Genomic DNA, 25624 nt, shown 5'->3' on the forward strand with positions numbered 1-25624 from the left:
CACCGGAGTTCTGGGAACCGTGCTCCGGGCGGAAATACCGACACGACCCCGCGCGAGCGCTGCCGACAGCGGCTACATCGTGGGGAACAACGCTCTGGGGCATCAGGATGGGGGTCCCCCTGCCGCGTTAGTCCAACACCTGTCCCCCCTTTGTCCATGGGCGCACAACTCCCTCCCGGCGCAGGGTAACCGCACCGAGAGATCCCCCACGGAGGAGTGCCATGCTGCCGACAGACACGTCCGGGCCGAGCCGCAGAACCGTTGTTGCCACGGGCGCGCTAGCCGGTGTCGGCGTCGCCGTCGGCCTGGGCGGCGGGACCGCCGTGGCCGGGCCCGCGACCGCAGGCGAAGCCGTCCTGCGCTCCGCCGATCTGGAGGTCCGCGTCGCCACGGACTTCCCGCGCGTCGTGTCGTACACGGACCGCGCCACCAAGGCAGTCCTTCACGCACAGTCGGAAGCCGTCACCACGCTCCTGGTGGACGACGTGACGCACACCCCGAAGGTGACCCACACCGCGGGGGACGACCGGATCGCGTACGTCCTGACCCTTGACGACGGCGCCGCCACCATCGACGTCGAGATCGCCGTCAAGGGGCGTCAAGTGCACTGGCGCGTCACGGAGGTCGCCGACACCGATGCCCTGCGCGTCGGCACCCTCCGCATCCCCGGGCTCGCCCTGCTCTCCGTACGCAGTGATCAGCCCGGTGCCACCCTCCTCGCCGCCAAGGTGCAGCTGGACAAGGCCAAGAGCGGGGACACCGAGGTCAAGCCGGCCCCGGGCACCGCCGCGGAGGCGGCCACCGGCTGCGCCTACGCCGTCGTCGCGCACGACGCGCTGGGCGGTGCCGTCGAGACCAACACCGTCTACGACAAGCCCACCACGGAGGCCGGAACGACCTGGGAGAACGGCAGGCTCTGGCGGGAGACCGTCAAAAAGGACGGCTACGTAGAGGCCCGGTTGGCCCCCGGCCAGTGGACGCACCGGGCGGCCACCGCAGGCGTCGGTGACACCGAGCCCCTTCCGTACGCCACCGTCATCATCACCGGTGACCGCAACGGCGACGGCAAGGTCGACTGGCAGGACGCCGCCATCGCCTTCCGCGACATCATGGTGAAGCCGCTCGGCGCGGACGAGCAGTACTTGCGTGTCGTCCCGCACATCCCGTTCAACTTCGCCTCGCAGGCAACGAATCCGTTCCTCGCGACGCTCGACAATGTCAAGCGTATCCACCTGGCCACGGACGGCTTGCGGCAGTACACGCTGCTCAAGGGGTACCAGTCCGAAGGGCATGACTCCGCGCACCCCGATTACGCGGGGAATTACAACAGCCGCGCCGGCGGCTTGGACGACCTCAACACCCTGGTCAGGGAAGGAAAGAAGTGGGACAGCGACTTCAGTGTGCATGTGAATGCCACGGAGTCCTATCCCGTCGCGCAGTCGTTCTCCGACAAGCTTGTCGACAAGGAAAATAAGCAGTGGGACTGGCTGGATCAGAGTTACCGCATCGATCAGCGACGCGACCTGGTGTCCGGCGACATCATCAAGCGTCTCGGCGATCTGCGGAGCGAAGCCGACGGTGCGCTCAATACCCTCTACATCGACGTGTTCCGCGAGTCGGGGTGGACCTCTGACCGGCTGCAACGCGCGATGCGTGAGCAGGGCTGGATCGTCACCAGCGAGTGGGGGCACGGCTTCGAGCGTTCTTCCGTCTGGTCGCACTGGGCGACGGAGACGGATTACGGTCCCGATACCTCCCGTGGTATCAATTCCCGGCTGATTCGCTTTGTTCGCCATCATCAGAAGGACGTTTTCGCCGACAAGTGGCCGACCCTTCTCGGTATCGCCCGCATGGGCAACTTCGAAGGGTGGGTCGGCAAGACCGACTGGACGTATTTCTACGATCTGATCTGGACCGACGCGCTGCCCGCCAAGTATCTCCAGGCGCATCCCATCAAGAGCTGGGGCGAGCACGAGATCAGCTTCTTCGGGGAGGGCGGGACGACCGTTTCCGACTCGGGCGGCACGCGTCGGATGGTGACGGACGGCCGTGTTGTCTATGAGGGCGGCAGCTATCTGCTTCCCTGGGAGCCTCGTAAGGCCACCGATCCCGCCAAGCTTTATCACTACAACCCCAAGGGTGGCAGCGGGAGTTGGCAGTTGCCGCGGGGGTGGGCAGGTCTTGCCGAGGTCGCGTTGTACCGGCTCACCGATCAAGGGCGGGTCTTTGTCGCTGACGTGCCCGTGCGCGGCGGCAAGGTGACTCTCGACGCCAAGGCCAAGCAGCCCTACGTCCTCTATCGCTCGCGCACCGCCGCGGTGCCGGACCCCGAGTGGGGGCAGGCCACCCCCCTCCACGACCCCGGCTTCAACTCCGGTTCCCTGGACGGCTGGAAGGTCTCGGGCCCGGCCTCCGTCAAGCTCAGTGCGACGGGCGACTACGAACTCGTCATCGCATCGGGCGGCGCGGCCGCCGTCGGGCAGCGGCTGCGACGTCTGAAGGCCGGAGCGTATGTCGCCTCCGTGCAGGTCGAGGTGGGAGAGAAGGCAGGCGACGAGCGGAAGGCCACCCTGGAGGTGCGCACCGCGGACGGTGTCACCGCGGCCAACTGGACGCGGACCTCCACGGCGGGCAACTACGTGGCGTCGGACCGCAAGCAGGGCACCCGCTTCCAGCGCATGTTCGTGCCCTTCGCCGTTCCCGAAGGCGGTGGCCCGGTCGAGCTGACGCTCCGGGCCGACAAGGGCCACGCGCGCGTGCGCTTCGACAACGTACGTATTGTCGACTCCGTGCGCGCCGGTGCCCCCGAAGAGGGGCGCCTCGCCTCCGAGGACTTCGAGCACGTGCCGCAGGGATGGGGGCCCTTCGTGAAGGGCGACGCGGGTGACGTCACCGACCCGCGCACGCACATCGCCCAACGGCACGCCCCCTACACGCAGCGCGGCTGGAACAGCAAGGCGATCGACGACGTCGTCGACGGCTCGCAGTCCCTCAAGTCCCGCGGCGAGAACACCGGGCTCGTCTACCGCACCGTCCCGCACACCGTGCGCTTCGAGCCCGGCAAGCGCTACCGCGTCTCGTTCCGCTACGAGAACGAGAAGGCGGGGCAGTACGCGTGGATCACCGCAGCTGATGAGCCCACGGCCCGGGAGATCGAGCGCAAGGAGCTGCCTGTCGCGACCGAACCGACTGTGATGGCGTACGAGTTCACGGCTCCGGCCAAGGGCGAGGCATGGGTCGGTCTTCGGAAGAGCGGGGACGACGGTACGGCGGAGTTCGTCCTGGACGCCTTCGAGGTGCGAGAGGCCTGATGTCGCGCCGGGCGGGCTGATTCTTCAGCCCGCCCGGCGCTTGAGGACGAATTCGGCGAAGCCGGTGATCGACGGTGCCTACTGGCCGGCGGAGCCAGTATCGGGAAGGGGCGGGATGGGGAAGAGGGAAACTGCCCCTGCCTCATCCGCCCCTTCCAGCTCAAGCACCCACACCTCGTTCTTGCCCGCCCGCAGGGCCGGGCCGGGAACGAACAGCGATGTCTGCGGGCCCACCGACCAGTAGCGGCCCACATTGAACCCGTTCACCCACACGAACCCCCGGGTCCAGGAGGGGAGTTCGAGAGTGGCGTCGCCAGGAGCGCCGTGCACTTCGACCGTGCCGCGATACAGGCCGGGCCGCCCCGATGACGCCTCTGAGGCCGTCGGAACCCCCCGCACGGCCTCCGCCGAGGAGAACGCGTCGAGTCGCAAGCCGCGGGCCCGCACCCCGTGCAGATACTGCCGCTCATGCAGCAGCCCGCCGGTGATCCCCTTGGGCTCGCCGGTGCGTGGCCCGTAGTTGACCCGCCCGAGCGACTCCACCCACAGCTCCACGCGCGCGTGCCCCGCGACGGGCTCGGGAAGGGTCGGTTCCTCCTCGGTGAGGACACCGGCCCGCGACCCGTCCACGTACACCACGGCCCGGTCCCGCAGCCCGCGCACACTCAGCGGGTAAGGCCGCCGCGGGCCCGGCACGGTCAGGGTGTACTGGACCAGGCCGCGGTCCACATCGAGCTCTTCGAAGGTGGGCGGTACCGCGTACTCCGCCACAGGGCCGCCGAGCGACTCCATGACGGCGGACAGCGGCGCCCACTCCGCGAGCGCGAGCTCCACCGAAGCGCGTGCCCCGAGCGAAGGCGGCGGTGCGGGCAGCTCCGGCAGCGGCCCCTGCGCGTACCGCGCGAGGATCTCCCGGAAGAGCCAGAACTTCTCCGTGGGGCGGCCGAACTCATCGATGGGCGCGTCGTAGTCGTACGACGTGACGTCCGGTTGCAGTACGCCGTCGTGCAGCGCGCCGCCGCCCCGGTTCGCCCCCGACCACCCGGCGAAGTTCGTGCCGCCGTGCGCCATGTAGAGGTTGACCGAAGCCCCGCACTCCAGGATCTCGCGCAACGCGTCCGCCGCATCCGCCGCGTCCCGCACGACATGATCCGCGCCCCAGTGGTCGAACCAGCCGCACCAGAACTCCATGCACATCAGCGGCCCCTTGGGGCGGTGCCTGCGCAGCGTCTCGAAGCTCGCGCGGGCCTGTGAGCCGAAGTTGGCGGTGGCCAGGACACCGGGGACGGAGCCGCCGGTGAGCATGTGGTCCTCGGGGCCGTCGGACGTGAACAGGGGGACGCTCACGCCCCTCTCGCGGAGGAGGTCCGCCAGGTGCTTGAGATAGACCTGGTCCGAGCCGTAGCTGCCGTACTCGTTCTCCACCTGCACCATGATCACGGGGCCGCCCCGGTCGTGCTGGCGCGGCACGACCTCCTCCATGAGGCGGCCGAACCAGCGGTCCACGTGACCGAGGTACTCCGCGTCACGGGTACGCGCGCGTACCCCCACCGCGCCCGTCACCCAGTGCGGAAGTCCGCCGTTCTCCCACTCGGCGCAGATGTACGGGCCCGGTCTGACGATCGCCCACAGGCCCGCCTCGCCGGCGGCGTCCAGGAAGCGGCCGAGGGCCTGGACGTCGTGGTGCTCCCCGGGGCGCGGCTCGTGCAGGTTCCACGGGACGTACGTCTCCACGCAGTTGAGCCCCATCGCGCGCAGCATCGCGAGGCGGTGCCCCCACTGCGCCTCGTGCACCCGGAAGTAGTGCAGCGCGCCGGAGAGCAGCCGCACGGGTCTCCCGTCCAGTTCGAAATCGTCCTCGCCCACCCTGAACCCGTTCATCGCGTCCCTGTGTCCCTCTCGCTCACGTGCGGCTCCGCCACGATCACCTCTGGCGGGCAGCAGGGTCCATGGACAAAGATCTAGGTGGGTTGGACGCAGCGAGCGTTCGGGTGCCCGGACGGAAGGGGCGTACGCGGATGTACCACACGTGGATGCGGTATTTCACGCCGAGCCCGGCTCACCACCGCCTCGGTCTCGCCTGCCTCGGTGTCGGCCTCCAGCACGGCGTCCTGCCGACCGTGGGCCCGCGCACCCTGGACCACCATGTCGCCGTTGTCGTGAGCGCGGGCGGCGGCTGGTTCCAGGGGCCCGACGGCCGACGTACGACGGTGACGGCGCCCGCGCTGATCTGGCTCACCCCCGGAGTGCGCCACCACTACGGCCCCGACCAGGGGAGCGGCTGGGACGAGTGCTTCGTCGACTTCACGGGCCCCGCCACGACGACGTACACCGAACTCGGCTACATCGAACCCACCCGGCCCGTGGTGCCGCTCTCCGACGCGGCGGGCGCGCGGGCCGTCGTCGGGCGCATCGCGCGGGCGGCGCGGCGCGGCAATCCCCTCCTGGAGGTGGAGACGGGCGCCGCTGTGCACGAGCTCCTCGTCGCACTGCGCAGGGCTCGCGCCGACATCGCCCCCGACGGCGACCCGGTCCTCCAGGCCCTGGCCCGCGATGCCTTCCAGCCACTTTCCGTCGCCGGGCACGCGGCACGGCACGGCATGACACCCGCGGAGCTGCGGACGGCGGTGCGCAGGGGTGCGGGCTGTAGTCCCAAGGACTATCTCCTGGGTATCCGCCTCGGGCGCGCCAAGGAACTCCTCGCCGCCACGGAACTCCCGGTCGCGGCGGTCGCGCGCCGCGTCGGCTACGACGATCCCGCGTACTTCTCGCGGCTGTTCACGCGCCGCGTGGGGATGGCCCCTGTGCGCTTCCGTGAGCAGCAGGGACGCGCGGTCCCCGGTGGTTGGTCGCAGCAGATTCCCGACCCCGACCACCCGCCGATTTTGCGCTCTTCCGCCGTCGGCGGCGCGGGGCCGGCAACGTAGGCTCGTGGACCATGACCACCAGCCACACAAGTGACGCGAACGGCGCCGGGGCCGCGGACGAGGCCGCGCGTGTCGAGCTGTCCCGCCTGCGCGACAGCATCGACAACATCGACGCGGCCGTCGTCCACATGCTCGCCGAGCGCTTCAAATGCACCCAGCAGGTCGGCCATCTCAAGGCCAACCACCATCTCCCGCCCGCCGACCCGGCCCGCGAGGCCCGCCAGATCGCGCGCCTGCGGGAGCTCGCGGAGAACGCGAAGCTGGATCCGGCGTTCGCCGAGAAGCTGCTGAATTTCATCATCGCCGAGGTCATTCGCCACCACGAGACGATCGCCAAGTCGTCGTGACCGTGCCGGGGCCGCCCGGTATCGCTCAGGGCTGAGCCCCGATATCCGGGCACCCGGCACCGTTGTCAGTGGCATCAGGCAGCATGGAGCCATGCCCGTACTGACGCGCGACGAAGCGCAGACCCGAGCCCAGCTCCTCGACGTCCAGCGGTACACGATCGAGCTCGATCTGACCCGGGGAGCCGAGACCTTCGACTCCCGCACGGTGATCCGGTTCACGGTTCTCGGGGATCGCGCCGCCGCGGTGGACACCTTCGTCGAGCTCAAGCCCGCCGAGCTGCGCTCCGTCACCCTCGACGGGCAGCCGCTCGACCCGGAGGGTCTCGTCGACAACCGGCTCGCGCTCACCGGGCTCACCGCGGGCGAGCACGAACTGCGCGTCGACGCGGCCATGAGCTACTCGCACACGGGCGAGGGCATGCACCGCTTCACCGACCCCACGGACGGCCTGGTGTACGCGTACACGCAGCTGTTCATGGACGACACGCAGCGCGTCTTCGCCGCCTTCGACCAGCCCGACCTGAAGTCCGTCTTCGCGCTGACCGTCACCGTCCCGGAGGGCTGGACCGTCCTCGCGAACGGCGTCACCGAGCATGTGGGCGGCGGGAAGTGGCAGGCCGCGGCCACCCCACTGATCTCCACCTACCTCGTGGCCGTCGCCGCGGGCCCCTGGCACTCGGTCCGCACCGAACACCGCGGGCTGCCCTTCGGCATCCACTGCCGCCGCTCGCTCGCCCCCTTCATGGACGCCGACGCCGACGAGATCCTCGACGTCACGCGCGCGTGCTACGACCGGTATCACGAGAAGTTCGACGAGCCCTACCCCTTCGACTCGTACGACCAGGCGTTCGTCCCGGAGTTCAACGCCGGAGCCATGGAGAACCCCGGACTCGTCACGTTCCGCGACGAGTTCATCTACCGCTCCGCCGTCACCGAGACCGAGCGGCAGACCCGCGCCATGGTCATCGCCCACGAGATGGCCCACATGTGGTTCGGCGACCTGGTCACCCTCAGGTGGTGGGACGACATCTGGCTGAACGAGTCCTTCGCCGAGTACATGGGCTTCCAGATCACCGCCGAAGCCACTCGCTTCACCGACACCTGGACCGACTTCGGCGTCGCCCGCAAGGCCTGGGGGTACGACGCGGACCAGCGCCCCTCCACCCACCCCGTCGCTCCCGACCCGGACGCCGTGCCCGACACCGCGTCCGCGATGCTCAACTTCGACGGCATCTCGTACGCCAAGGGCGCCTCCGCCCTGCGTCAACTCGTCGCCTGGCTCGGCGAGAAGGACTTCCTCGCAGGGATCAACACCCACATCACCCGGCACAAGTTCGCGAACGCCACCCTCGCCGACTTCATCGAGTCCCTCGCGCACAACACCGACCGCGATGTGCACGGATGGGCCGATGCCTGGCTGCGCACGACCGGCGTCGACACGCTCACCTCGACGGTCACGCACGACGCCAGGGAATGGACCCTCGCCGTCGACCGCGACGGCAGCCGCCCCCACCGCGTCGCCGTGGGGGTGTACGACCGCGATCTCACCGACTCCCAGGGCCTGGTCCTGCGCGAGCGGTACGAGAAGGACGTGCCGGACTCCGGGCCCTCGGTGCCGCGTGACGGCGGACGTCCCGCCCTGATCGTCCCGAACGACCAGGACCTCACGTACGCCAAGATCCGCTTCGACGACGTCTCCATGGAGACGGCCCTGCGCAGCCTCTCCCGCGTCCCCGACGCCCTCACCCGCGCCGTCCTGTGGAACAGCCTGCGCGACATGGTCCGCGACGGTGAACTGGAAGGCATCACCTACCTGGAGACGGCCCGCGCGCATCTGCCCGACGAGACCGACCTCGCCCTCGTCCAGGGCGTGCTCGCCTTCGCCACCACCCACGTGGCCAACCGCTTCCTGCCCCCGGCACTGCGGACCGTCGCCCTCACCACCCTCACCGAGCTCTGCAGGGACCTGATCCGGCGCACGGAGGACGGCTCGCACCCGGGCCTGCGGCTCACCGCCGTGCGCGGCTTCATCGACGCGGCGACGCGGCCCGACCCCCTCCAGGAGTGGCTCACCGAGGGCACCGTCCCCGGCGGCCCCGAGCTCGACCCGGAGCTGCGCTGGCGCGCCCTGACCCGCCTCGCCGTCCTCGGCGCCGCCGACGAGGCCGCGATCGCCGCCGAGCTGGTGCGCGACCCCAGCGCCACCGGGCAGGAAGGCGCGGCCCGCTGCCGTGCCGCGCTGCCCGACCCGGAGGCCAAGCACCGCGCGTGGGAGGCCATGTTCACCTCCGACGACCTGTCCAACTACCTCCTCACCGCCACCGCCCAGGGCTTCTGGCAGCCCGAACAGGCCGATCTCGTACGGGAGTACATCCCGCGCTACTACGAGGACGCGGTCACCGTCGCCGCCCGCCGCGGCCCCGCCATCGCGGACGTCGCCGGACGCTGGGCCTTCCCCGTCTTCTCGGTGGACGCCGAGACGCTCCGCCTGGGCGAGGAGTGCCTCCGTGACGCCGCGCCCATCCCGGCGCTGCGCCGCAAGTTGGCCGATCAACTGGACGACCTCGCACGGGCGTTGAGGGTCCGGGAGGCGGCATCGTCCTGAGCAGGCGGTATTTCCCGGCCAACCGGCCACCGGCCCCTTCGCCCGGCGTGAGAACTAGGTCCGCGGACCTAGTCCCGGCCGACGAGGACCTGGTACCAGCCGACGATCCCCGCGGCGTGTGCGCCCGCCTAGGCTCGAAGATCCAGCCCGAGATCCCTAGGAGCCTCCCGTGATCGTCGCCACCGGTGCCACCGGAAACGTGGGCCGCCCCCTCGTCACCCAGCTCGCCGCCGCGCAGATACCCGTCCGCGCGCTGACCCGCGATCCGCTGCGGGCCCAGCTGCCGCCGGGTGCCGAAGTGGCGCGCTTCGACCCCGCCGCCGAACCGGCCGCCCTCGCCCCGCTGTTCGAGGGCGCGTCCGCGCTGTTCCTGAACAGGTCGGCCGTCGGCGAGCACACCGACGCGATCCTCGCGGCGGCCCGCAAGGGCGGCGTCCAGCGCGTCGTCATGCTGTCGTCGGGCATCGTCCAGGACGGCGCCGACGAGACCCACCCCATCTACGTCCTCCACGCGGACCTCGAGAAGCGCGTACGCGAGAGCGGCCTCGACTGGACCGTCCTGCGGCCCAACGCCTTCGCCACGAACGCCTTCCAGTGGGCGGAGCAGATCCGCGCGGGCGACACCGTCCGCGGCCCCTTCGCGGGAGCCCTGACAGCGCCGATCCACGAGGCCGACATCGCCGCGGTCGCCGTCCGCGCACTCCTGGACGACGGTCACCATGGCACCGTCCACCGCCTCACCGGACCGACCGCGGTGTCGACCGACGACCAGATCCACGCCATCGGCCAGGAACTCGGCCGCGACCTGCGGTTCGTCGAGGTGCCGCCGGAGGAAGTGACCCAGGAGATGTTCCCGCACGTCCCCGCGGCGATGCTGCCGGCCCTCCTGAAGTCGTTCGCCGAGACCGTCGGAGTAGCACCGGAGATCACCACCACGGTGGAGTCGGTGACAGGCAACCCGGCCCGGACGTTCACCGAGTGGGCAAGGGACCACAAGGACGATTTCCGGGCCTGAGCCACGAGCGCCCCAAAGGGGCGCGGGGAACGGCGCGACCAGCCACGACGCACCCGCGGACACGGAGCCGCGCACCCCGCGGAGTTCCTAGCATCCCCGCCCACGGCAACACGCATTCTCCGCACGGCAGTACCACTTTCGGGTTCGGATCCCCCCGCTCCCCGGGCGTGCCGTCCACTCGGCAGACAGGCTGAGGGTCCAGCCCAGGCTGGACCCTCAGCCTCGCACCCGAAGGACGTCGCCCATGAGCACTCCGCCGCCCCTCGCCGGAGGAGCCCAGGGACCCGACGCGCTGGGGCCGTTGCTCGCCGCCGCTCTGGACGCCCTGCGTACGGGGGCCGCGGCGCGTGGCGGCCCGCTCCCGTCGGGTGGCCCCACCGCCGTGGCCGCCCGGGTGCGCGAGGCCACCGGCGAGGTCCTGCCCGCGCGGGGCGAAGGCGCCGAGCCGGCCCTGCGCACGCTGGTCCACGCCCTCGCCGAGGGTGCCGCGGACCCCGCGGACGCCCTCTGCGCCGCCCACCTCCACTGCCCACCGCTGGCCCTGGCCGTCGCCGCCGACCTGGCCGCGTCCGCGCTCAACCCCTCCATGGACTCCTGGGACCAGGCGCCCGCCGCCTCGGAGGTCGAAGCCCTGGTCACGGAAGCGCTCGCGGCGCAGGTCTACGGAGCCGGCAGGGGAGACGCCCTCGTCACCACCGGCGGCACAGAGTCCAACCAGCTCGCCCTCCTCCTCGCCCGCGAGCGCGCCGCCGCGCACGGCCCCCTCCAGCTCCTCATCGGCGAAAACGCCCACCACTCGCTGAGCCGCGCCACCTGGCTCCTGGGAATGCCGGAACCGGTCACCGTCCCCGCGCCCGCCGGTGTCCTCGACCCCGCCGCGCTCGACGAGGCGCTGGCCGAACTGGCGGGACCGCCCGGCTCGTTCCTCGTCGCCGCCACCGCGGGTACCACCGACGCCGGGCTCATCGACCCCCTCGACCAGATCGCCGGCCTCTGCGCGAACCACGGCGCCCGTCTGCACATCGACGCCGCGTACGGCGGCCCGCTGCTCTTCAGCGACGTACGAAGAGAGCTCCTGCGCGGCATGGAGCGGGCCGACAGCATCACCTTCGACCTGCACAAACTCGGCTGGCAGCCCGTCGCCGCCGGACTGCTCCTGGTCCGCGACCCGCAGGACCTCGCGGCGCTCGGCCACCACGCCGACTACCTCAACGCGGGCGACGACACCGAAGCGGGCCTCCCCGACCTCCTCGGCCGCTCCCTGCGCACCACGCGCCGACCCGACGTACTCAAGATCGCCGTCACCCTCAAGGCCCTCGGGCGGCAGGGGATCGGCGCGCTCGTCGACCGAGTCTGCGACCAGGCACAGGAGTTCGCCGAGCTCATCACCTCGCACCCCGGCTTCGAGCTCTACGACCGGCCCGCCATCAGCACGGTCCTCTTCCGGCCCGTCGGCGCCGACGACGACCACATCGCGTACGTCCGCAGGGAGCTGCTCACCCAAGGACGCGCCGTACTCGGCCGGGCCCACATCGACGGACGCCGCTGGCTCAAGGCCACCCTGCTCAACCCGCACACCCGGCCCGGCGACCTCGCCGAGCTCCTGAAGCTCGTGGAAGGAACCACCCCCCGATGACCGGCCAGAACGCCCGACCCGCACCGCCGCTCACCACACCCGAGGAACCCCGGGACCTGGTCGGCATCGGCATCGGCCCCTTCAACCTCTCCCTCGCCGCCCTCGCCCAGCCCCTGGCCGGAGTCGACGCCGCCTTCTACGAACAGCGGCCCGGCTTCCACTGGCATCCGGGGCTCCTCATCGACGGTGCGAGCCTCCAAGTGCCCTTCCTCGCCGACCTGGTGACCCTCGCCGACCCGGCAAACCCCTGGTCCTTCCTCAGCTACCTCAAGACCCGTGAGCGGCTCTTCCCCTTCTACTTCGCCGAGCGGTTCCACATCCAGCGCGCCGAGTACGACGCCTACTGCCGCTGGGTCAGCGAGAACCTGCCCGGCCTGCACTTCGGACACCAGGTCGACGCGGTGCGCTGGAATGCCGAACGGGCCCTCTTCGAAGTCGACTTCACCGAGCTCGACGCCGAGGGAGAGGCGGAGGCGCTCGGCCGGACGTACACGAAGAACCTCGCCGTCGGCATCGGCACCGCGCCCCACATCCCCGAGCCCCTGAAGCCCCTCGCGGACGCCCCCGCCGTCCCCGTGATCCACGCCGCTGACTACCTCCTGCACCGCGACCGGCTGCTCGCCGCCGATCACATCACCGTCATCGGCTCCGGCCAGTCCGGCGCCGAGGTCTTCCTCGACCTGCTCAAACACCGCCCCGCGGGCGCCGAGAAGCTCCACTGGCTCGCCCGCACCGAGGCCTTCGCGCCCATGGAGTACTCCAAGCTCGGCCTGGAACACTTCACACCGGACTACACCCGCTACTTCCACGCCCTGCCCGAGTCCGTACGCGACGGCCTCGTCCCCCGCCAGTGGCAGCTCCACAAGGGCATCGACGCCGACACCATCGCCGCCATCCACGACGAGCTGTACCAACGCACGCTGCACGGCGGCTGGCCCGACGCCGTCCTCACCCCGGGCGTCTCTGTACGCACCGCGGGCCGCGTCGCCGCCACCCGCGTGGAACTCCACCTGGAACACCTCCAGCAGGGCACCCGCTCCCGCCTCACCACCGACGCCGTCGTCCTCGCCACGGGCTACCGCGAGCGACCCGTCGACCAGCTGCTCACGGGCCTCGACGCCTACATCCGCCGGGACTCCGCCGAGCGCCCCCGCATCGACGAGCAGTACCGCCTGGTCCTCGACCCCTCCATCACCGGCCACGGCAGCAACGTCTACGTACAGAACGCCGAGCGCCACACCCACGGCGTCGGCGCCCCCGACCTGGGGCTCGCCGCCTGGCGCAGCGCCACCATCCTCAACACCCTGACAGAGAGCGACCCTTACCCCCTCCCACGGCGCACCGCGTTCACCAGCTTCGGCCTCCAGGAACCACAGGGCCGCGCGGCCCCCGGCGCGATCGGCGAGCAGCGCGGCACCCTCGTACGCCTCAAGAGCTGAGAGGCTGCCCGGACAGCTCGCCGATCGGCCCGACAGCCTTCCGCGTCCGCGGACACGACCACATCGCCACACCCCGCTCCACCCCCGCCTCCAGCGGATGGCTGTCGGGATGGGCGGGACACTCGGGCCACACGGCCGGTTCCCGCGCCGAGCAGAGCGCCTCCACGGCCCAGTCCTGTGCCTGGTCCGCGAGATGGGCCGTCTGCTCGGCCGGGCTCGCGCCGAAGCTCAGCCCGAGCCCCGCACCCGAGCCGTCCGGCTCGTACAGGACGACCCATTCGACGCCGTCGTGGGTCTCCTCCCGGACGTCGGGGCGCACCGCACAGGTGGCCTTCAGGTCACGGAGGACCGGGGCGAATGCGGTGGCGAATTCCTCGTTCATGAACGGATTGTCACCCGGTGGGCAGCACCGGGCCGAACGGTTTTGTCCGGCCCGGCAGCAAGCACGGCCCGTGGTCGTGTCAGAACACCGGAGTGCCGTCTCAGAACACCGGAGTCCCGTCCCGGGTCAGCTTCCAGTCCACCGACGCGAACTGGGCCGGGTCGACCGTCCCCTTCGCCTGCACCCACTGGATGATCGTGTTCCGGATCTCGTCCGAGTTCGCCCACAGCTGCTTGGCACCCGGCACATGCGGGAAGTTGCCGCCGCCGCTCGCGCGGTAGTTGTTGACCGCCAGCACGAACTCGGCCTTCGGATCGATGTCCTTGCCGTCGAAGCTCAGCTTCGCGATACGCGAACCGGCCGGCTTGGCGATGTCGATCTCGTACGTCACGCCGTACAGCGCGTCGTAGTTGTAGTCCGGCGTGTTGTCCGCGTTCGTCAGCTTCGCCGGGTCCACCGGGGCGCCCGCCGCCGTCTGGACGTAGTAGCGCGCCGAGAACTCCAGATAGTCCTTGAGCTGCGCGCCCGTGACGAGCCGCGCCTCCAGGGTGTTCTCGAACGGGTAGAGCCCCGCCGCGTCCTTGATGGTCACCTCGCCCGCGGGGATGCCCGCCGTACGCGAGAAGCACGACGCCTGCGACAGCACGGGGAGCGCCGCGTACTGGCCGCCCTTGAGCGCCTCCTTGACCGTCTCCGCCTGGACATGGCTGATCAGGTCGATGATCGCGACATCCTTGTACGGGCCTTCGGCCGTGCTCATCGCCTGCGTCGATGTGCCGATGACCTGGTTGACGTACGCGACGACCTTCTTGTGCTCGTCCGCGAGGAGCCTGGTGACCTTCTTGTCCTCCGCTGCCGTATTGGAGTTGAGGACCTTCGCGCCGACCTTCTCCACCGTCCAGCGGCCTTTCGACCACACCAGGTCGAAATCGAAGAGCGTGAGCCGCTGACCCCACTTCAGCGGCTCGGACAGGACGACCTTCTTGCCGGTCTCCTTGTTCTCCACGAAGTACTCGGGGATCTCCGTGTGCGCGTGACCGACCAGGATCGCGTCGATGCCGGGCACCTGCTCGGCCACCAGACCCGCCGCGTTCTCGATGTACGGAAGCTGGTCACCGTACGAGGACGTGCCGCTCGAACCCGAGTGCGCCGAGACGATCACGACGTCCGCGCCCATGGACCGCAGCTTCGGCACCCACTTCGCCGCCTGCTCCTCCAGACCCGGGAACGTCATCTTGCCCTGGACGTTCGCCTTGTCCCAGATGGCGATGCCGGGGTTGGTCAGGCCGAGGACCGCCACCTTCACATCGCGGCCGTGCGGGGTGCGCACGCGCTTCATGAAGTACGGCGGGAAAGCGGGCTTCTGCGTCTTCGCGTCGAGCGCGTTCGCACCGAGCAGTGGGAACTCGCACTGCTCCTCGAACTTCCGCAGGACCGGAATGCCGTAGTTGAACTCGTGATTGCCGAGCGCCGCGGCGTCGTAGCCGATGCGGTTCATCGCCTGGGCCATCGGATGGACCGGGCCGTGCTCGGCGGTGATCGGGTCGATCTTGGCGTAGTAGTACGAGAGCTGGGTGCCCTGGATGGTGTCGCCCGCGTCGATGAGGAGCGTGTTGCGGCGGCCTCTCTCCTCGCGGATCTCGTTCACGAGGGTGGAGATCTTCGCCAGGCCCACGTCGTTGTGGTCCTTGTCGTCGAACTCCTTGTCCGTGAAGTAGTCCCAGTTGAAGACATTGCCGTGCAGGTCCGTCGTGCCCATGACGGTGAACGAGTACCGCTTCTTCCGCTTGGCGGGCTTCCCCTGGACCTGGACCTGGGCCTCGGCCGGCGCGGCGGCCGCACCACCCGCGAGCGCCACGCCCACGCCCGTGGCTGCGGACTTGCCCAGGAACTTCCGGCGGTTCAGCGGCATTTCGTACTCCCCTTGGACCTTTGGTCGACCGATGTAACGCGCGTAGATTCTGACCCCGACCACCCCACCGGCAACAGACCCCGCAGGTTTCGATCCGATGACTGTCCGGTGCCGCCGCCCAGTGCGAGAGTGGCCGCATGGACGAGACCACCCCCACCGCGGCCCCTTTCGGCACCCCGGACTCACCGCGCCTGGCCGTCAAGGGCGAGGCGCATCTCGAAGTCGATCCCGAGATTGCCCGCATCGGCATCACCGTCAGCGCGCGCGGCACCGACCGGCGCGACGCCCTGAACGACCTCACGCGCCGCAACGCCAGCGTCATCGACCTCGTCAAGACGTACGGCGAGTCCGTCGAGAAGCTGGAGACCGGCGCCTTCTCCATCAGCCCCGAACTGACCAAGCACGGCCGCGGCGAACGCGTCCGCGCCTACCACGGCCGGGTCCACATCACCGCCGAACTCACCGACTTCACCGCGCTCGGCGAGCTCACCACGCGCCTCGCGGACCTCGACCTCACCCGCGTCGACGGTCCTTACTGGGCCCTGCGGCCCGACTCGCCCACGCATCGTCAGGCTCGCCAACAGGCGGTCAGGGAAGCGGTGCAGCGGGGTCGGGAGTACGCGGAGGCGCTCGGGACCGGCCTCGCCGCCCTCGTCGAGCTCGCCGACATCGGCGCCGAGAACGCCCAGCCGTACGGCTACGGAGGCCCGACACCCGCCATGCGCACCGTCGCGTACGGAGGCGCGGCCGACATGGGCCAGGAAGCCGCGCCCCTGGACCTCGAACCCGAGCGGCAACACGTCTACGCACAGGTCAACGCACGCTTCACGATGACACCGCCGCAGCTGTAGCCACCGGAGCCACGGAAGGGCTCGACACCGCGGGGCGTCCGGTAGATCGCTCATCAGAGCAGCGCCCCGCCCAATTCAACACTTGTCAATAACCTTTCACACAAAGGTTGTTGAGTAGTCATGCCCAGCCAATTCTCTACCGGCCGGTAAGGCCTAGGCTCGAAACATGCGCCGAGCAAAAATCGTCTGCACCCTGGGCCCCGCCACCGACTCGTACGACCAGATCAAGGCACTGGTCGAAGCCGGAATGGACGTGGCCCGATTCAACCTGAGTCATGGCACGTACGCCGAGCACGAGGAGCGATACCAGCGGGTACGGAAGGCTTCCGACGAGACCGGCCGCAGCGTCGGCATCCTCGCCGACCTTCAAGGCCCGAAGATCCGCCTCGGTCGCTTCAGTGAAGGCCCTGTACTCCTTGAACGGGGCGACGAGTTCACCATCACCGTCGAAGAGGGCATCGAGGGCGACCGCCAGACCTGCGGCACCACGTACAGCGGCCTCGCCGGAGACGTCACCGCCGGTGAACGCATCCTCGTCGACGACGGCAAAGTGACCCTGGAGGTCACCGCGGTCGATGGTCCCCGCGTCACCACCACCGTGGTCGAAGGCGGCATGGTCTCCGACCACAAGGGGCTCAACCTCCCCGGCGTCGCCGTCTCCGTCCCCGCGCTCTCCGACAAGGACGAGGCGGACCTCCGCTGGGCCCTGCGTTCAGGGTTCGACGTCATCGCCCTGTCCTTCGTCCGCAGCGGACGCGACATCGAGGCCGTCCACCGCATCATGGACGAGGAGGGCCGCCGCCTCCCCGTCATCGCCAAGGTGGAGAAGCCGCAGGCCGTAGAGAACATCGACGACATCGTCGCCGCCTTCGACGCGATCATGGTCGCCCGCGGCGACCTGGGCGTCGAGATGCCCCTCGAGCAGGTGCCGATCGTCCAGAAGCGCGCCATCAAGCTCGCCAAGCGGAACGCGAAGCCGGTCATCGTCGCCACCCAGATGCTCGACTCGATGATCGACAACTCCCGCCCCACGCGCGCGGAGGCGTCGGACGTCGCGAACGCCGTCATCGACGGCACGGACGCGGTGATGCTCTCCGGCGAGACCAGCGTCGGCAAGTATCCGATCGAGACGGTCCGCACGATGGGCCGCATCGTCGAGGCCGCGGAGGAGGACATCCTCGCCAAGGGCCTCCCGCCGCTGACCGAGCGGAACAAACCCCGCACACAGGGCGGAGCCGTCGCCCGCGCCGCCGCCGAGATGGGCGACTTCCTGGGCGCCAAGTTCCTCGTCGCCTTCACCCAGTCCGGCGACACGGTCCGCCGCCTCTCCCGCTACCGCTCACCGATCCCGCTCCTCGCCTTCACCCCGGACCGGGCGACGCGCTCGCAGCTGAACCTCACCTGGGGAGTGGAGACCCTGCTCGGCCCGCACGTGGACTCGACCGATGCCATGGTCAACCAGGTCGACGAGCTGCTCCTGAAGAGCGGACGCTGCGAGAGGGGCGACGTCGTGGTCATCACGGCGGGGTCCCCGCCCGGAGTCGCGGGCTCCACCAACCTCGTACGCATCCACCACATCGGCGAGGACGACAGCCCCAAGTAGGCGGTTCCGTCAGTACTTGGGGCCTACGTGGGCGTCCATGAGGGCTACTGAGGCTTTGCGGGCTACTGAGATGTTGTACGGGTTGCCGTGGCGGGTGCAGTGCTTCCACTCGACGCCGAGTTTGTCGAGAGTGTCCGTGTAGAGCCTCCGGATGTCGTCCGAGACGTTGGTGAACCAGTACCGGGGATACTCGTAGCGCTTGCGCTCACCACTGACCAGACGGGTCGTCCAGTTGATGTTCCGGCACCCGTCGGAGTGGATGAGACCACGGACGAAGTCCCATGGGTGGGCGTCGACGATCTCTTGCTGCCACGGCTCCAGGATGATCCGGCGTTCGTGCTTCCGGCCCGCTCCGTGCTGCGGGAACATGCACCACAGGTGGTTTGAGTAGACCTTGACGTTGCGGCAACCGGTCCTGCGGACCCGGCAGACGGAATTGTCGGGGAAGACGTCGCGCATGGCCTGCTCGCAGGAGTCCATGAGGCCAGGCCACGACTCGGTGCAGGTGATCATGAGGCTGGGGACGCGGTGGCCCGAGTACTGGATGATGTGCCCGTCCCCGAGGTAGAGCCCCAGCAGGTACGAGTAGGCGGCCTCGTCGAGCAGGCGCCCGTCGCACCGCGGACACTCGGGGTCGGGTCGGCCCGGACACTCGCCCCGCTTGGCGCGGTCCATGTGCAGCCAGTAGCCCACGGTACCGACGGGGACATCTAACCGACGGGCGACCTCTGCGTTCCTCGTGCCGCCTCGGAGCAGCGTCAGTGCCCTCTGTCGTACCTCTGTGCCGTGGAAGTTCATGCGGCCACTCTGTGGCACTGATCGTGGCCGAGAGTAGCAAGAAGCGGAGGTCCACGAGAACGTGAACCTCCGCTTTCTGGTGCCGGGTACGGGATTCGAACCCGTATGTCCTTTCGGACAGATGTGTTTGAGACATCCGCGTAAACCGATTCCGCCAACCCGGCTGGGCTCCCCAGAGTGTACCGGGTCACCGCGCAGCCTCGCAGCTAGGTAGGCTGCGAGGGCAGTGCACCTGCCCTGATCAAGGAGCCCCCGTGACTTCCCCCGAGTCGCCCCAGCCCGTAGCCGATGACGACGACAAGTCGCACGTGCCTCCGCTGACGACCCGTGTCGTCATCGCCGAGGACGAGGCTCTCATCCGGCTCGACCTCAAGGAGATGCTCGAGGAAGAGGGTTACACCGTCGTAGGCGAGGCCGGTGACGGTGAGAAGGCCGTCGAGCTGGCCCGCGAGCACAAGCCGGACCTGGTGATCCTGGACGTGAAGATGCCCGTCATGGACGGCATCTCGGCGGCCGAGAAGATCGCCGAGGAGAGCATCGCCCCGGTGCTCATGCTGACCGCGTTCTCGCAGCGTGACCTGGTCGAGCGGGCCAGGGACGCCGGCGCGATGGCGTACCTGGTCAAGCCCTTCAGCAAGACCGACGTGGTGCCCGCCATCGAGATGGCCGTCTCGCGCTACACGGAGCTCAAGACGCTGGAGAGCGAGGTCGCGGACCTCACCCTGCGCCTGGAGACGCGGAAGCTGGTGGACCGCGCGAAATCGATCCTGCAGACCGAGTACGGCCTGACGGAGCCCGCCGCGTTCCGCTGGATCCAGAAGACGTCGATGGACCGGCGCCTTTCGATGCAGCAGGTCGCGGAGGCGGTCATCGAGGACGCCGACGAGAAGAAGGCGTCGAAGGGGCAGTAGTCGAAGGGGCGGTAACCGCCCCCGATTCGCATACGAGAAGGCCCGCACCCCGAAGCCGGGGGTGCGGGCCTTCTCGTACACCTGGAGTCTCGTATGCCTGGAGGAAGTGCTCAGTCCTCTCCGAGGTACGCCTTCCGCACGGACTCGTCGTGCAGCAGGTTGTGCCCTGTCCCGGACAGGACGATCTTGCCGACCTCCATGACATGACCGTGGTCGGCGAGCGAGAGCGCGGCCTGGGCGTTCTGCTCGACGAGCAGGATGGTCGTGCCGTTGGACTTGAGCTCGGCGATGGTCGCCATGATCTTCTGCATCATGATCGGCGAAAGGCCCATGGAGGGCTCGTCGAGCATCAGCAGTTTCGGCTGGGACATGAGGGCGCGCCCCATGGCGAGCATTTGCTGTTCGCCGCCGGAGAGCGTGCCCGCCGCCTGCTTTCTGCGTTCCCCGAGAATGGGGAAGAGCTCATAGGCTCGCGCGATGTCCTTTTCGATGGCGGCCTTGTCGCTGCGCAGATATGCGCCGAGGCGCAGATTGTTTTCGATCGTCATGCGCGGGAAGATGTGCCGGCCCTCGGGAGAGTGGGCCAGGCCGAGTGCGACGATCTGGTCGGCGCGGTATTTCCGCAGCGGTTTTCCATCGAATTTGATGGTGCCGCCGACCGGTTTGAGCAGGCCGGAGAGGGTGCGCAGCGTGGTGGTCTTGCCTGCGCCGTTCGTGCCGATCAGGGTGACGACCTCGCCGGCCTCGACCTTGAAAGAGATGCCTTTGACGGCTTCGATCTTGCCGTAGGCGACTTTGAGGTCCTCGACCTCGAGCAGTGCGGTCATCAGCTGTTCTCCTCGTGGCCCGGACGGTCCTCCGTGCTGCTGTCGGGGGCTCCTTCGAAGGGCTCGCCCAGGTAGGCGGCGATGACGCGGTCGTCCTGCTGGACGGTCTCGCTGTCGCCCTCGACGAGTTTCTCGCCCTGGACGAGTACGGCCACGCGGTCGCACAGGTTGAAGATGAAGCGCATGTCGTGCTCGATGACGAGTACGGCGATGCCCATGTCCCGGATGGCGAGGACGAGTTCCTCGGTGGCGCGGGTCTCCTGCGGGTTCATGCCCGCGGTCGGCTCGTCCAGGAGGAGCAGGCCGGGCTCGCTCGCGAGGGCCCTGGCGATCTCCAGCTTGCGCTGCTCGCCGTAGGGCAGATTGCGGGAGAGGTGTTCCGCCTTCTCGGCGAGGCCGACGAACTCCAGGAGCTCCAGGGCGCGGGCCTTGGACTTGGCCTCGGCCTTGTGGAAGCCGGGGCCGCGCAGGAGGGCCGACCAGAGGCCTTCCTTCGTACGCGTGTGGCGCCCGACGAGGACGTTCTCCAGGACCGTCATGTTGGCGAAGAGACGGATGTTCTGGAAGGTGCGTGCCACGCCGGCCGCGGTGACCTTGAACGACTTGCTGGGCAGGACCTTGCCCTTGTACCGGACTTCGCCCTCGGTGGGGATGTAGAGGCCGGTGAGGCAGTTGAAGAAGGTGGTCTTGCCGGCGCCGTTGGGGCCGATGAGGCCGACGATCTCGCCGCTGTTGACGGTGAGGTCGACGGAGCGCACGGCGGTCAGGCCGCCGAAGCGCATCGTGACGCCCCGGGCGTCGAGGACAGTCTCTCCGGCCGGTGAAGCGGCGGCGCTGTCCTTGCTTGTGGTGGTGTCGGTGGTCATGGCTCAGGCCCCTGTCTTGCTGAGGACTGTGGGTGGCGGCGTGTCGCCGGGACTCAGCTTGGCCTCGTGGAACTCGAGCTGGCGGCGGCGGTTGGGGATGAGGCCCTCGGGGCGGAAGCGCATGAGGAGCACCAGTGCGAGGCCGAAGGCGAAGAGCTGGTAGTCGCCGAGGAATGACAGCTTGCTCGGGATGAGGTAGAGCAGCGCCGCGCCGACGAGCGGTCCGCTGATGGTGCCCATGCCGCCGAGTACGACCGCTGCGAGCAGGAACGCCGAGTTGGGCGGGACCGTGTTGGCGAACTGGTACTGCTCGGGGGTGACCGTGTAGGTGACGTGCGCCTGCACCGTGCCCGCGAATCCGGCGAGCGAGGCGCCGAGTGCGAAGGCGATGAGCTTCACGCGGAAGCCGTTGATGCCCATGGCGAGCGCCGCGGTCTCGTCCTCGCGGATGGCGACCCAGGCGCGCCCGATGCGGGAGTCGCCGCTGCGCCGGAAGACGAGGACGACGACGAGGGTGATGAGCAGCATCAGGAAGAAGTAGTTCGCGAAGCGGCCGATGGTGAAGCCGCCGATGCTGTGCTCGACGCCCAGGTCGAACCCGAGGATCTTGAGGTTCGGGATCGAGGAGATGCCGTTCGAGCCGTTCGTGATGTCGGGCCCCGACGTGCCGTCGGAGTTCATCGCGACGAGCCGGAAGATCTCTCCGAAGCCGAGGGTGACGATGGCGAGGTAGTCGCCGCGCAGCCGCAGTGTCGGGGCGCCGATGAGCACACCGAAGACGAGTGACGCGCCCGCGCCGACCAGGATCGCGCCCCAGAACGGCAGATGGACATCGAAGGGCGAGGACGGCGATCCGGAGACCATGGACGCCGCGTAGGCGCCGACGCCGAGGAAGGCGACGTATCCGAGGTCGAGGAGCCCCGCGAGGCCGACGACGATGTTCAGGCCGAGCGCCACGGTCGCGAAGATCAGGATGTACACGCCGATGGTGGCGTACTGGTCGTCGCTCTGCGTGAACGGGAACGCGGCGGCGGCGATGAAGGCGCCGATGAGCGTGATGTTGCGGTGCCGCGTGGTGTACGTGGAGACCTGGGCGACGAGCCCCGCCTTGGTCAGCGCCGCGAAGCAGAACGCGACGGTGACCAGGAAGCCGATGAAGAGCTCGTCGTACTCGGTGCCGATGCCGTAGGTGAAGACCAGGAGGCCCGTGGCGAGTGCGGCGATGATGATGAGGATCTCGACGTAGCTGGACAGCTTGCGCGGCGTGGGCGGGGCCTCGGCGGCGAAGGCGCCCTTGAAGATGGTCATCGCGTTGCGCGCGCGGTGCTTGAACTGCTCGCTGCCGCTGTCCTCGGGGTCGACCGCGTAGGTGTGCGGCCGCTGGAAGGGCAGGGCGAGGGCGCCGGCGAAGGCCGCCAGGGTTGCGACGGCGGCGACCCAGCCGCCGGGCTCGAGGTTGGCGAGACCGCCGAGCTGGTAGCTGATCGAGAGGATCGTGTACCAGGTGGTGGCGAAGGCGGCGAGCGCCGCGTACTTCAGCGCCGCGTCGGCTCCGCCGGGGGCGATGGCGCGCACGCCCTTGACGCCGTACGAGGCAAGGCCCAGGAGCGTCGTGAGGGCTCCGGCGATCAGGACGAGGACCTGGAGGCCGCCGGGGTAGCCGTAGACGGTGAGGTCGCCGGGGAATGCCGCGGTCCAGGTCCAGGCGAGGAACGCGGAGATGATGGTGAGGGCGCCGCCACCGGTGGCCAGTGCGCGGGCGGGGCCCACGGGGATGGGGAGGAGACCGGTGGGAGTGCTGTGGTCCTGCTTGGGGTTCGGCGCGTCGGCCGCGGTGGTCTGTGTGGTCATGGTTGTCACGCCCTGTCCGCGACGCGTTCGCCAAGGAGCCCTTGTGGCCTGACGAGGAGTACGACGATGAGGAGTACGAAGGCCCAGACGTCGGCCCAGGACTGCCCGCCGAGCTGGCCCATGCCGGGGATGTCGTTCATGTAGGCAGTGGCCATGGCTTCGGCGATGCCGAGGACGAGGCCGCCGATCATCGCGCCGTAGATGTTGCCGATGCCTCCGAGCACGGCCGCGGTGAAGGCCTTGAGGCCCCAGAGGAAGCCCATGCGGAACTGGACTTCTCCGTAGCGGAAGCCGTAGGCGACGGCGGCGATACCGGCGAAGGCGGCGCCGATCGCGAAGGCCACGACGATGACGCGGTCGGTGTTGACACCCATGAGCTTGGCGGTGTCGGGGTCCTGCGCGGTGGCCTGCATACCGCGTCCGACGCGGGTCTTCATCACGAACCAGCCGAGGGCGAACATGCAGATCGGTGCGGTGATCAGCAGGAAGATGTCGCCGGGCTGGATGGTGACGGAGCCCAGGTGGATGGAGTCGCCGGGTATCTCGGGGAAGGTGCGGGACGACTTCGCGTTGGGGTACCAGGCCCAGACGGCCTGCTGCAGGGCGAGCGAGAGGCCGATGGCGGTGATGAGGGGTGCGAGGCGTGGTGCGCCGCGCAACGGGCGGTAGGCGAAGCGTTCGGCTCCGACCGCGATGAGGGTCGAGACGATCACGGCACCTATGAGCATCAGCGGCAGGGCGAGCCACATGCTGGTGCCGCCCGGCAGCCAGAGCCAGACGGTGAGGGCGCCGAAGCCGCCGACCATGAAGATCTCGCCATGGGCGAAGTTGATGAGCTGGACGATGCCGTAGACCATTGTGTAGCCGATGGCGATCAGGCCGTACATGGATCCCAGTAGCAGGCCGTTGACCAGCTGTTGCGGCAGTTCGTGCACCGCAGGTCCTCCGAGTCTTTCGGTGTCGTGCGGCCTGCGTGCGGGGGTGGTGGGCCTCGCGGTGGCCGAACGGCTTAGGTGACGGATGCGACGCCGCGCGGGGCGCTGTCAGAGGCAGCGACCCGCGCGGTGGTGTCGTGGGCTGCGGGGTGGATCAGCCGGTGAAGGTGCCGGACTTGACTGGCTTCCAGCCCTTGGCCGGGTCCTCGGTGGACTTGACCTCGTACACGGTGAGTTGCTTGTTGGTCGCGTCGCCGTACTTGTCGAAGGCGACCTTGCCGGTCACACCGTCGAACGAGACGCCCTGCATGGCCTCGACGATCTTGGCGCGAGCATCGTCGGGCAGCTTGCCGTCGTTGTCGTCGACGACCTTCTTGACCGCTTCGATGATCGACCAGGCCGAGTCGTACGAGTAGCCGCCGTAGGCCTCGTAGGCCTCCTTGTAGCCGGCCTTCTTGTAGTTCGCGATGAACTCCTTGGCCGACGGCAGGTCCTCGACGGGCTGGCCGATCGAGGTGGCCATGTCGCCCTTGCCCTGCGCGCCCGCGAGCTTGACGAAGTCGGCGCTGTAGATGCCGTCACCGCCGACGAGCGGGATCTTGGCACCTGCCTTCTTCATCTGCTTGCTGAGCGGGCCTGCCGCGGGGTACTCGCCGCCGTAGTAGACGACGTCGGCGTCAGAGTTCTTGATCTTGGTGGCGACGGCGCCGAAGTCCTTGGTGTCCGGGTTCACGTGCTCGGTGCCGGCGACCTTGCCGCCGAGCTTGGTGAACTCGTCCTTGAAGGTGGCGGCCAGACCGGCGCCGTAGGTCTTCTTGTCGTCGACGACGAAGACCTTCTTCTTCTTGGCCGAGTTGTACAGGTACTGCGCCGCGAACGGTCCCTGGACGGCGTCCGTGGTGGCCGTACGGAAGTAGGCCTTGTACGGGCGAACCTTCTTGCCGCCGTTCCAGTCCTGGCCCTGGGTCATGGCCGGGTTGGTGTTGGCGGGGGAGACCTGGACGAGCTTCGCGTCGTCGAAGACCTTCTGCATCGACTCGCCGACGGAGGAGTTCAGAGGGCCGACGGCGCCGAGGATTTCCTTGTTCGCGACGAACTTGGTCGCGTTGGTCTGGCCCGACGCGGGCTGCCCCTGGTCGTCGGCGGGCTCCACCTTGAAGGTGATGCCGTCGACGTACTTCTTCTCGTTGGCCTGCTTGGCGGCGAGATCCACGGAGTTGCGGATACCGAGGCCCAGCGCGGACAGGTCGCCGGTCAGCGGCGCGTCGACGCCGATGACGACGGTGGTTCCGCCGCCCCCGGCGTCATCCTTGTCCTTGTCGTCGCGTGAGCCACAGGCGGTGAGGGTGAGTGCCCCCGCGGTGAGTGCAGCGGTGATGGCTATGAGCGAACGTTGACGCACGATCAG

General features: G+C 69.1%; 19 protein-coding genes and 1 tRNA gene. 10 read left to right on the forward strand and 10 right to left on the reverse strand.

Annotated elements, in window-relative coordinates; translation table 11 throughout:
* Positions 1–221 precede the first annotated feature (221 nt).
* Positions 222–3311 (forward strand): endo-alpha-N-acetylgalactosaminidase family protein, encoded by a 3090-nt coding sequence (locus ACGFSB_RS15075; protein ID WP_393398601.1) that lies wholly within the window; start codon positions 222–224, stop codon positions 3309–3311.
* 78 nt (positions 3312–3389) lie between these two features.
* Here the strand turns inward: ACGFSB_RS15075 and ACGFSB_RS15080 are convergent, their stop codons facing one another.
* A complete protein-coding gene (locus tag ACGFSB_RS15080; RefSeq protein WP_393398603.1) occupies positions 3390–5192 on the reverse strand; it encodes a beta-galactosidase family protein in 1803 nt (600 codons plus the stop codon).
* A gap of 137 nt (positions 5193–5329) precedes the next feature.
* Between ACGFSB_RS15080 and ACGFSB_RS15085 the strand changes: the two genes are divergently transcribed.
* The 6 genes from ACGFSB_RS15085 to ACGFSB_RS15110 all read left to right on the forward strand — a co-directional run bounded on the left by ACGFSB_RS15085 (position 5330) and on the right by ACGFSB_RS15110 (position 13280).
* Positions 5330–6238: a helix-turn-helix domain-containing protein gene (locus ACGFSB_RS15085; protein WP_393398605.1), complete on the forward strand. Its 909-nt coding sequence runs from the start codon at positions 5330–5332 to the stop codon at positions 6236–6238.
* Positions 6239–6249: 11 nt separating this feature from the next.
* On the forward strand, positions 6250–6585 hold the full coding sequence (locus ACGFSB_RS15090) for a chorismate mutase (RefSeq protein WP_393398607.1): 336 nt from the start codon (positions 6250–6252) through the stop codon (positions 6583–6585).
* A 91-nt stretch (positions 6586–6676) separates the two neighbouring features.
* On the forward strand, positions 6677–9190 hold the full coding sequence (gene pepN / locus ACGFSB_RS15095; RefSeq protein WP_393398609.1) for an aminopeptidase N: 2514 nt from the start codon (positions 6677–6679) through the stop codon (positions 9188–9190).
* 169 nt (positions 9191–9359) lie between these two features.
* Entirely contained in the window at positions 9360–10205 is an 846-nt protein-coding gene (locus tag ACGFSB_RS15100) for an NAD(P)H-binding protein (RefSeq protein ID WP_393398611.1), read from the forward strand.
* A 244-nt stretch (positions 10206–10449) separates the two neighbouring features.
* Positions 10450–11841 (forward strand): pyridoxal phosphate-dependent decarboxylase family protein, encoded by a 1392-nt coding sequence (locus ACGFSB_RS15105; protein ID WP_393398613.1) that lies wholly within the window; start codon positions 10450–10452, stop codon positions 11839–11841.
* Entirely contained in the window at positions 11838–13280 is a 1443-nt protein-coding gene (locus tag ACGFSB_RS15110; protein WP_393398615.1) for a lysine N(6)-hydroxylase/L-ornithine N(5)-oxygenase family protein, read from the forward strand. The genes ACGFSB_RS15105 and ACGFSB_RS15110 overlap by 4 nt, the downstream gene beginning before the upstream one ends.
* On the opposite strand, the gene ACGFSB_RS15115 is transcribed toward ACGFSB_RS15110, so the two are convergent.
* Positions 13270–13662 (reverse strand): hypothetical protein, encoded by a 393-nt coding sequence (locus ACGFSB_RS15115; protein WP_393398617.1) that lies wholly within the window; start codon positions 13660–13662, stop codon positions 13270–13272. The genes ACGFSB_RS15110 and ACGFSB_RS15115 overlap by 11 nt on opposite strands.
* Before the next feature lie 100 nt (positions 13663–13762).
* A complete protein-coding gene (locus ACGFSB_RS15120) occupies positions 13763–15574 on the reverse strand; it encodes a bifunctional metallophosphatase/5'-nucleotidase (protein ID WP_393398619.1) in 1812 nt (603 codons plus the stop codon).
* A 137-nt stretch (positions 15575–15711) separates the two neighbouring features.
* Here ACGFSB_RS15120 and ACGFSB_RS15125 point away from each other — a divergent pair, with 137 nt between their 5' ends.
* Together ACGFSB_RS15125 and pyk are read left to right on the forward strand one after the other, a co-directional pair.
* Positions 15712–16425, forward strand: a complete 714-nt coding sequence (locus ACGFSB_RS15125; RefSeq protein ID WP_393398621.1) for an SIMPL domain-containing protein — start codon at positions 15712–15714, stop codon at positions 16423–16425.
* Positions 16426–16591: 166 nt separating this feature from the next.
* Complete coding sequence (gene pyk / locus ACGFSB_RS15130; RefSeq protein ID WP_393398623.1) at positions 16592–18028, forward strand: pyruvate kinase; 1437 nt, start codon at positions 16592–16594, stop codon at positions 18026–18028.
* A 9-nt stretch (positions 18029–18037) separates the two neighbouring features.
* Here the strand turns inward: pyk and ACGFSB_RS15135 are convergent, their stop codons facing one another.
* Positions 18038–18826: a helix-turn-helix domain-containing protein gene (locus ACGFSB_RS15135; RefSeq protein WP_393398625.1), complete on the reverse strand. Its 789-nt coding sequence runs from the start codon at positions 18824–18826 to the stop codon at positions 18038–18040.
* Positions 18827–18903: 77 nt separating this feature from the next.
* Positions 18904–18990 (reverse strand) — tRNA-Leu (locus ACGFSB_RS15140).
* Positions 18991–19080: 90 nt separating this feature from the next.
* On the opposite strand from ACGFSB_RS15140, the gene ACGFSB_RS15145 reads away from it, so the two are divergent.
* Complete coding sequence (locus tag ACGFSB_RS15145) at positions 19081–19737, forward strand: ANTAR domain-containing response regulator (RefSeq protein WP_393398627.1); 657 nt, start codon at positions 19081–19083, stop codon at positions 19735–19737.
* 110 nt (positions 19738–19847) lie between these two features.
* Here ACGFSB_RS15145 and ACGFSB_RS15150 read toward each other — a convergent pair whose 3' ends face one another.
* From ACGFSB_RS15150 to ACGFSB_RS15170, 5 genes are all read right to left on the reverse strand, one after another.
* Entirely contained in the window at positions 19848–20564 is a 717-nt protein-coding gene (locus tag ACGFSB_RS15150; RefSeq protein ID WP_393398629.1) for an ABC transporter ATP-binding protein, read from the reverse strand.
* Positions 20564–21430, reverse strand: coding sequence for an ABC transporter ATP-binding protein (locus ACGFSB_RS15155; protein WP_393398631.1), 867 nt, complete (start codon positions 21428–21430; stop codon positions 20564–20566). The genes ACGFSB_RS15150 and ACGFSB_RS15155 overlap by 1 nt, the downstream gene beginning before the upstream one ends.
* Before the next feature lie 3 nt (positions 21431–21433).
* Complete coding sequence (locus ACGFSB_RS15160) at positions 21434–23281, reverse strand: branched-chain amino acid ABC transporter permease (protein ID WP_393398633.1); 1848 nt, start codon at positions 23279–23281, stop codon at positions 21434–21436.
* A 5-nt stretch (positions 23282–23286) separates the two neighbouring features.
* Positions 23287–24216, reverse strand: a complete 930-nt coding sequence (locus ACGFSB_RS15165; RefSeq protein WP_393398635.1) for a branched-chain amino acid ABC transporter permease — start codon at positions 24214–24216, stop codon at positions 23287–23289.
* A 154-nt stretch (positions 24217–24370) separates the two neighbouring features.
* Complete coding sequence (locus ACGFSB_RS15170) at positions 24371–25618, reverse strand: branched-chain amino acid ABC transporter substrate-binding protein (protein WP_393398637.1); 1248 nt, start codon at positions 25616–25618, stop codon at positions 24371–24373.
* Positions 25619–25624 lie beyond the last annotated feature (6 nt).

This window comes from Streptomyces sp. NPDC048441 (assembly GCF_043200235.1).
In the GTDB taxonomy this organism is placed as follows: Bacteria; Actinomycetota; Actinomycetes; order Streptomycetales; family Streptomycetaceae; genus Streptomyces.

Coding starts and splice junctions, on each gene's coding strand:
- ACGFSB_RS15075 (WP_393398601.1), top strand. CDS start 222: ATGCTGCCGACAGACACGTCCGGGCCGAGCCGCAGAACCGTTGTTGCC.
- ACGFSB_RS15080 (WP_393398603.1), bottom strand. CDS start 5,192: ATGAACGGGTTCAGGGTGGGCGAGGACGATTTCGAACTGGACGGGAGA.
- ACGFSB_RS15085 (WP_393398605.1), top strand. CDS start 5,330: ATGTACCACACGTGGATGCGGTATTTCACGCCGAGCCCGGCTCACCAC.
- ACGFSB_RS15090 (WP_393398607.1), top strand. CDS start 6,250: ATGACCACCAGCCACACAAGTGACGCGAACGGCGCCGGGGCCGCGGAC.
- pepN (WP_393398609.1), top strand. CDS start 6,677: ATGCCCGTACTGACGCGCGACGAAGCGCAGACCCGAGCCCAGCTCCTC.
- ACGFSB_RS15105 (WP_393398613.1), top strand. CDS start 10,450: ATGAGCACTCCGCCGCCCCTCGCCGGAGGAGCCCAGGGACCCGACGCG.
- ACGFSB_RS15110 (WP_393398615.1), top strand. CDS start 11,838: ATGACCGGCCAGAACGCCCGACCCGCACCGCCGCTCACCACACCCGAG.
- ACGFSB_RS15115 (WP_393398617.1), bottom strand. CDS start 13,662: ATGAACGAGGAATTCGCCACCGCATTCGCCCCGGTCCTCCGTGACCTG.
- ACGFSB_RS15120 (WP_393398619.1), bottom strand. CDS start 15,574: ATGCCGCTGAACCGCCGGAAGTTCCTGGGCAAGTCCGCAGCCACGGGC.
- ACGFSB_RS15125 (WP_393398621.1), top strand. CDS start 15,712: ATGGACGAGACCACCCCCACCGCGGCCCCTTTCGGCACCCCGGACTCA.
- pyk (WP_393398623.1), top strand. CDS start 16,592: ATGCGCCGAGCAAAAATCGTCTGCACCCTGGGCCCCGCCACCGACTCG.
- ACGFSB_RS15135 (WP_393398625.1), bottom strand. CDS start 18,826: ATGAACTTCCACGGCACAGAGGTACGACAGAGGGCACTGACGCTGCTC.
- ACGFSB_RS15150 (WP_393398629.1), bottom strand. CDS start 20,564: ATGACCGCACTGCTCGAGGTCGAGGACCTCAAAGTCGCCTACGGCAAG.
- ACGFSB_RS15155 (WP_393398631.1), bottom strand. CDS start 21,430: ATGACCACCGACACCACCACAAGCAAGGACAGCGCCGCCGCTTCACCG.
- ACGFSB_RS15160 (WP_393398633.1), bottom strand. CDS start 23,281: ATGACCACACAGACCACCGCGGCCGACGCGCCGAACCCCAAGCAGGAC.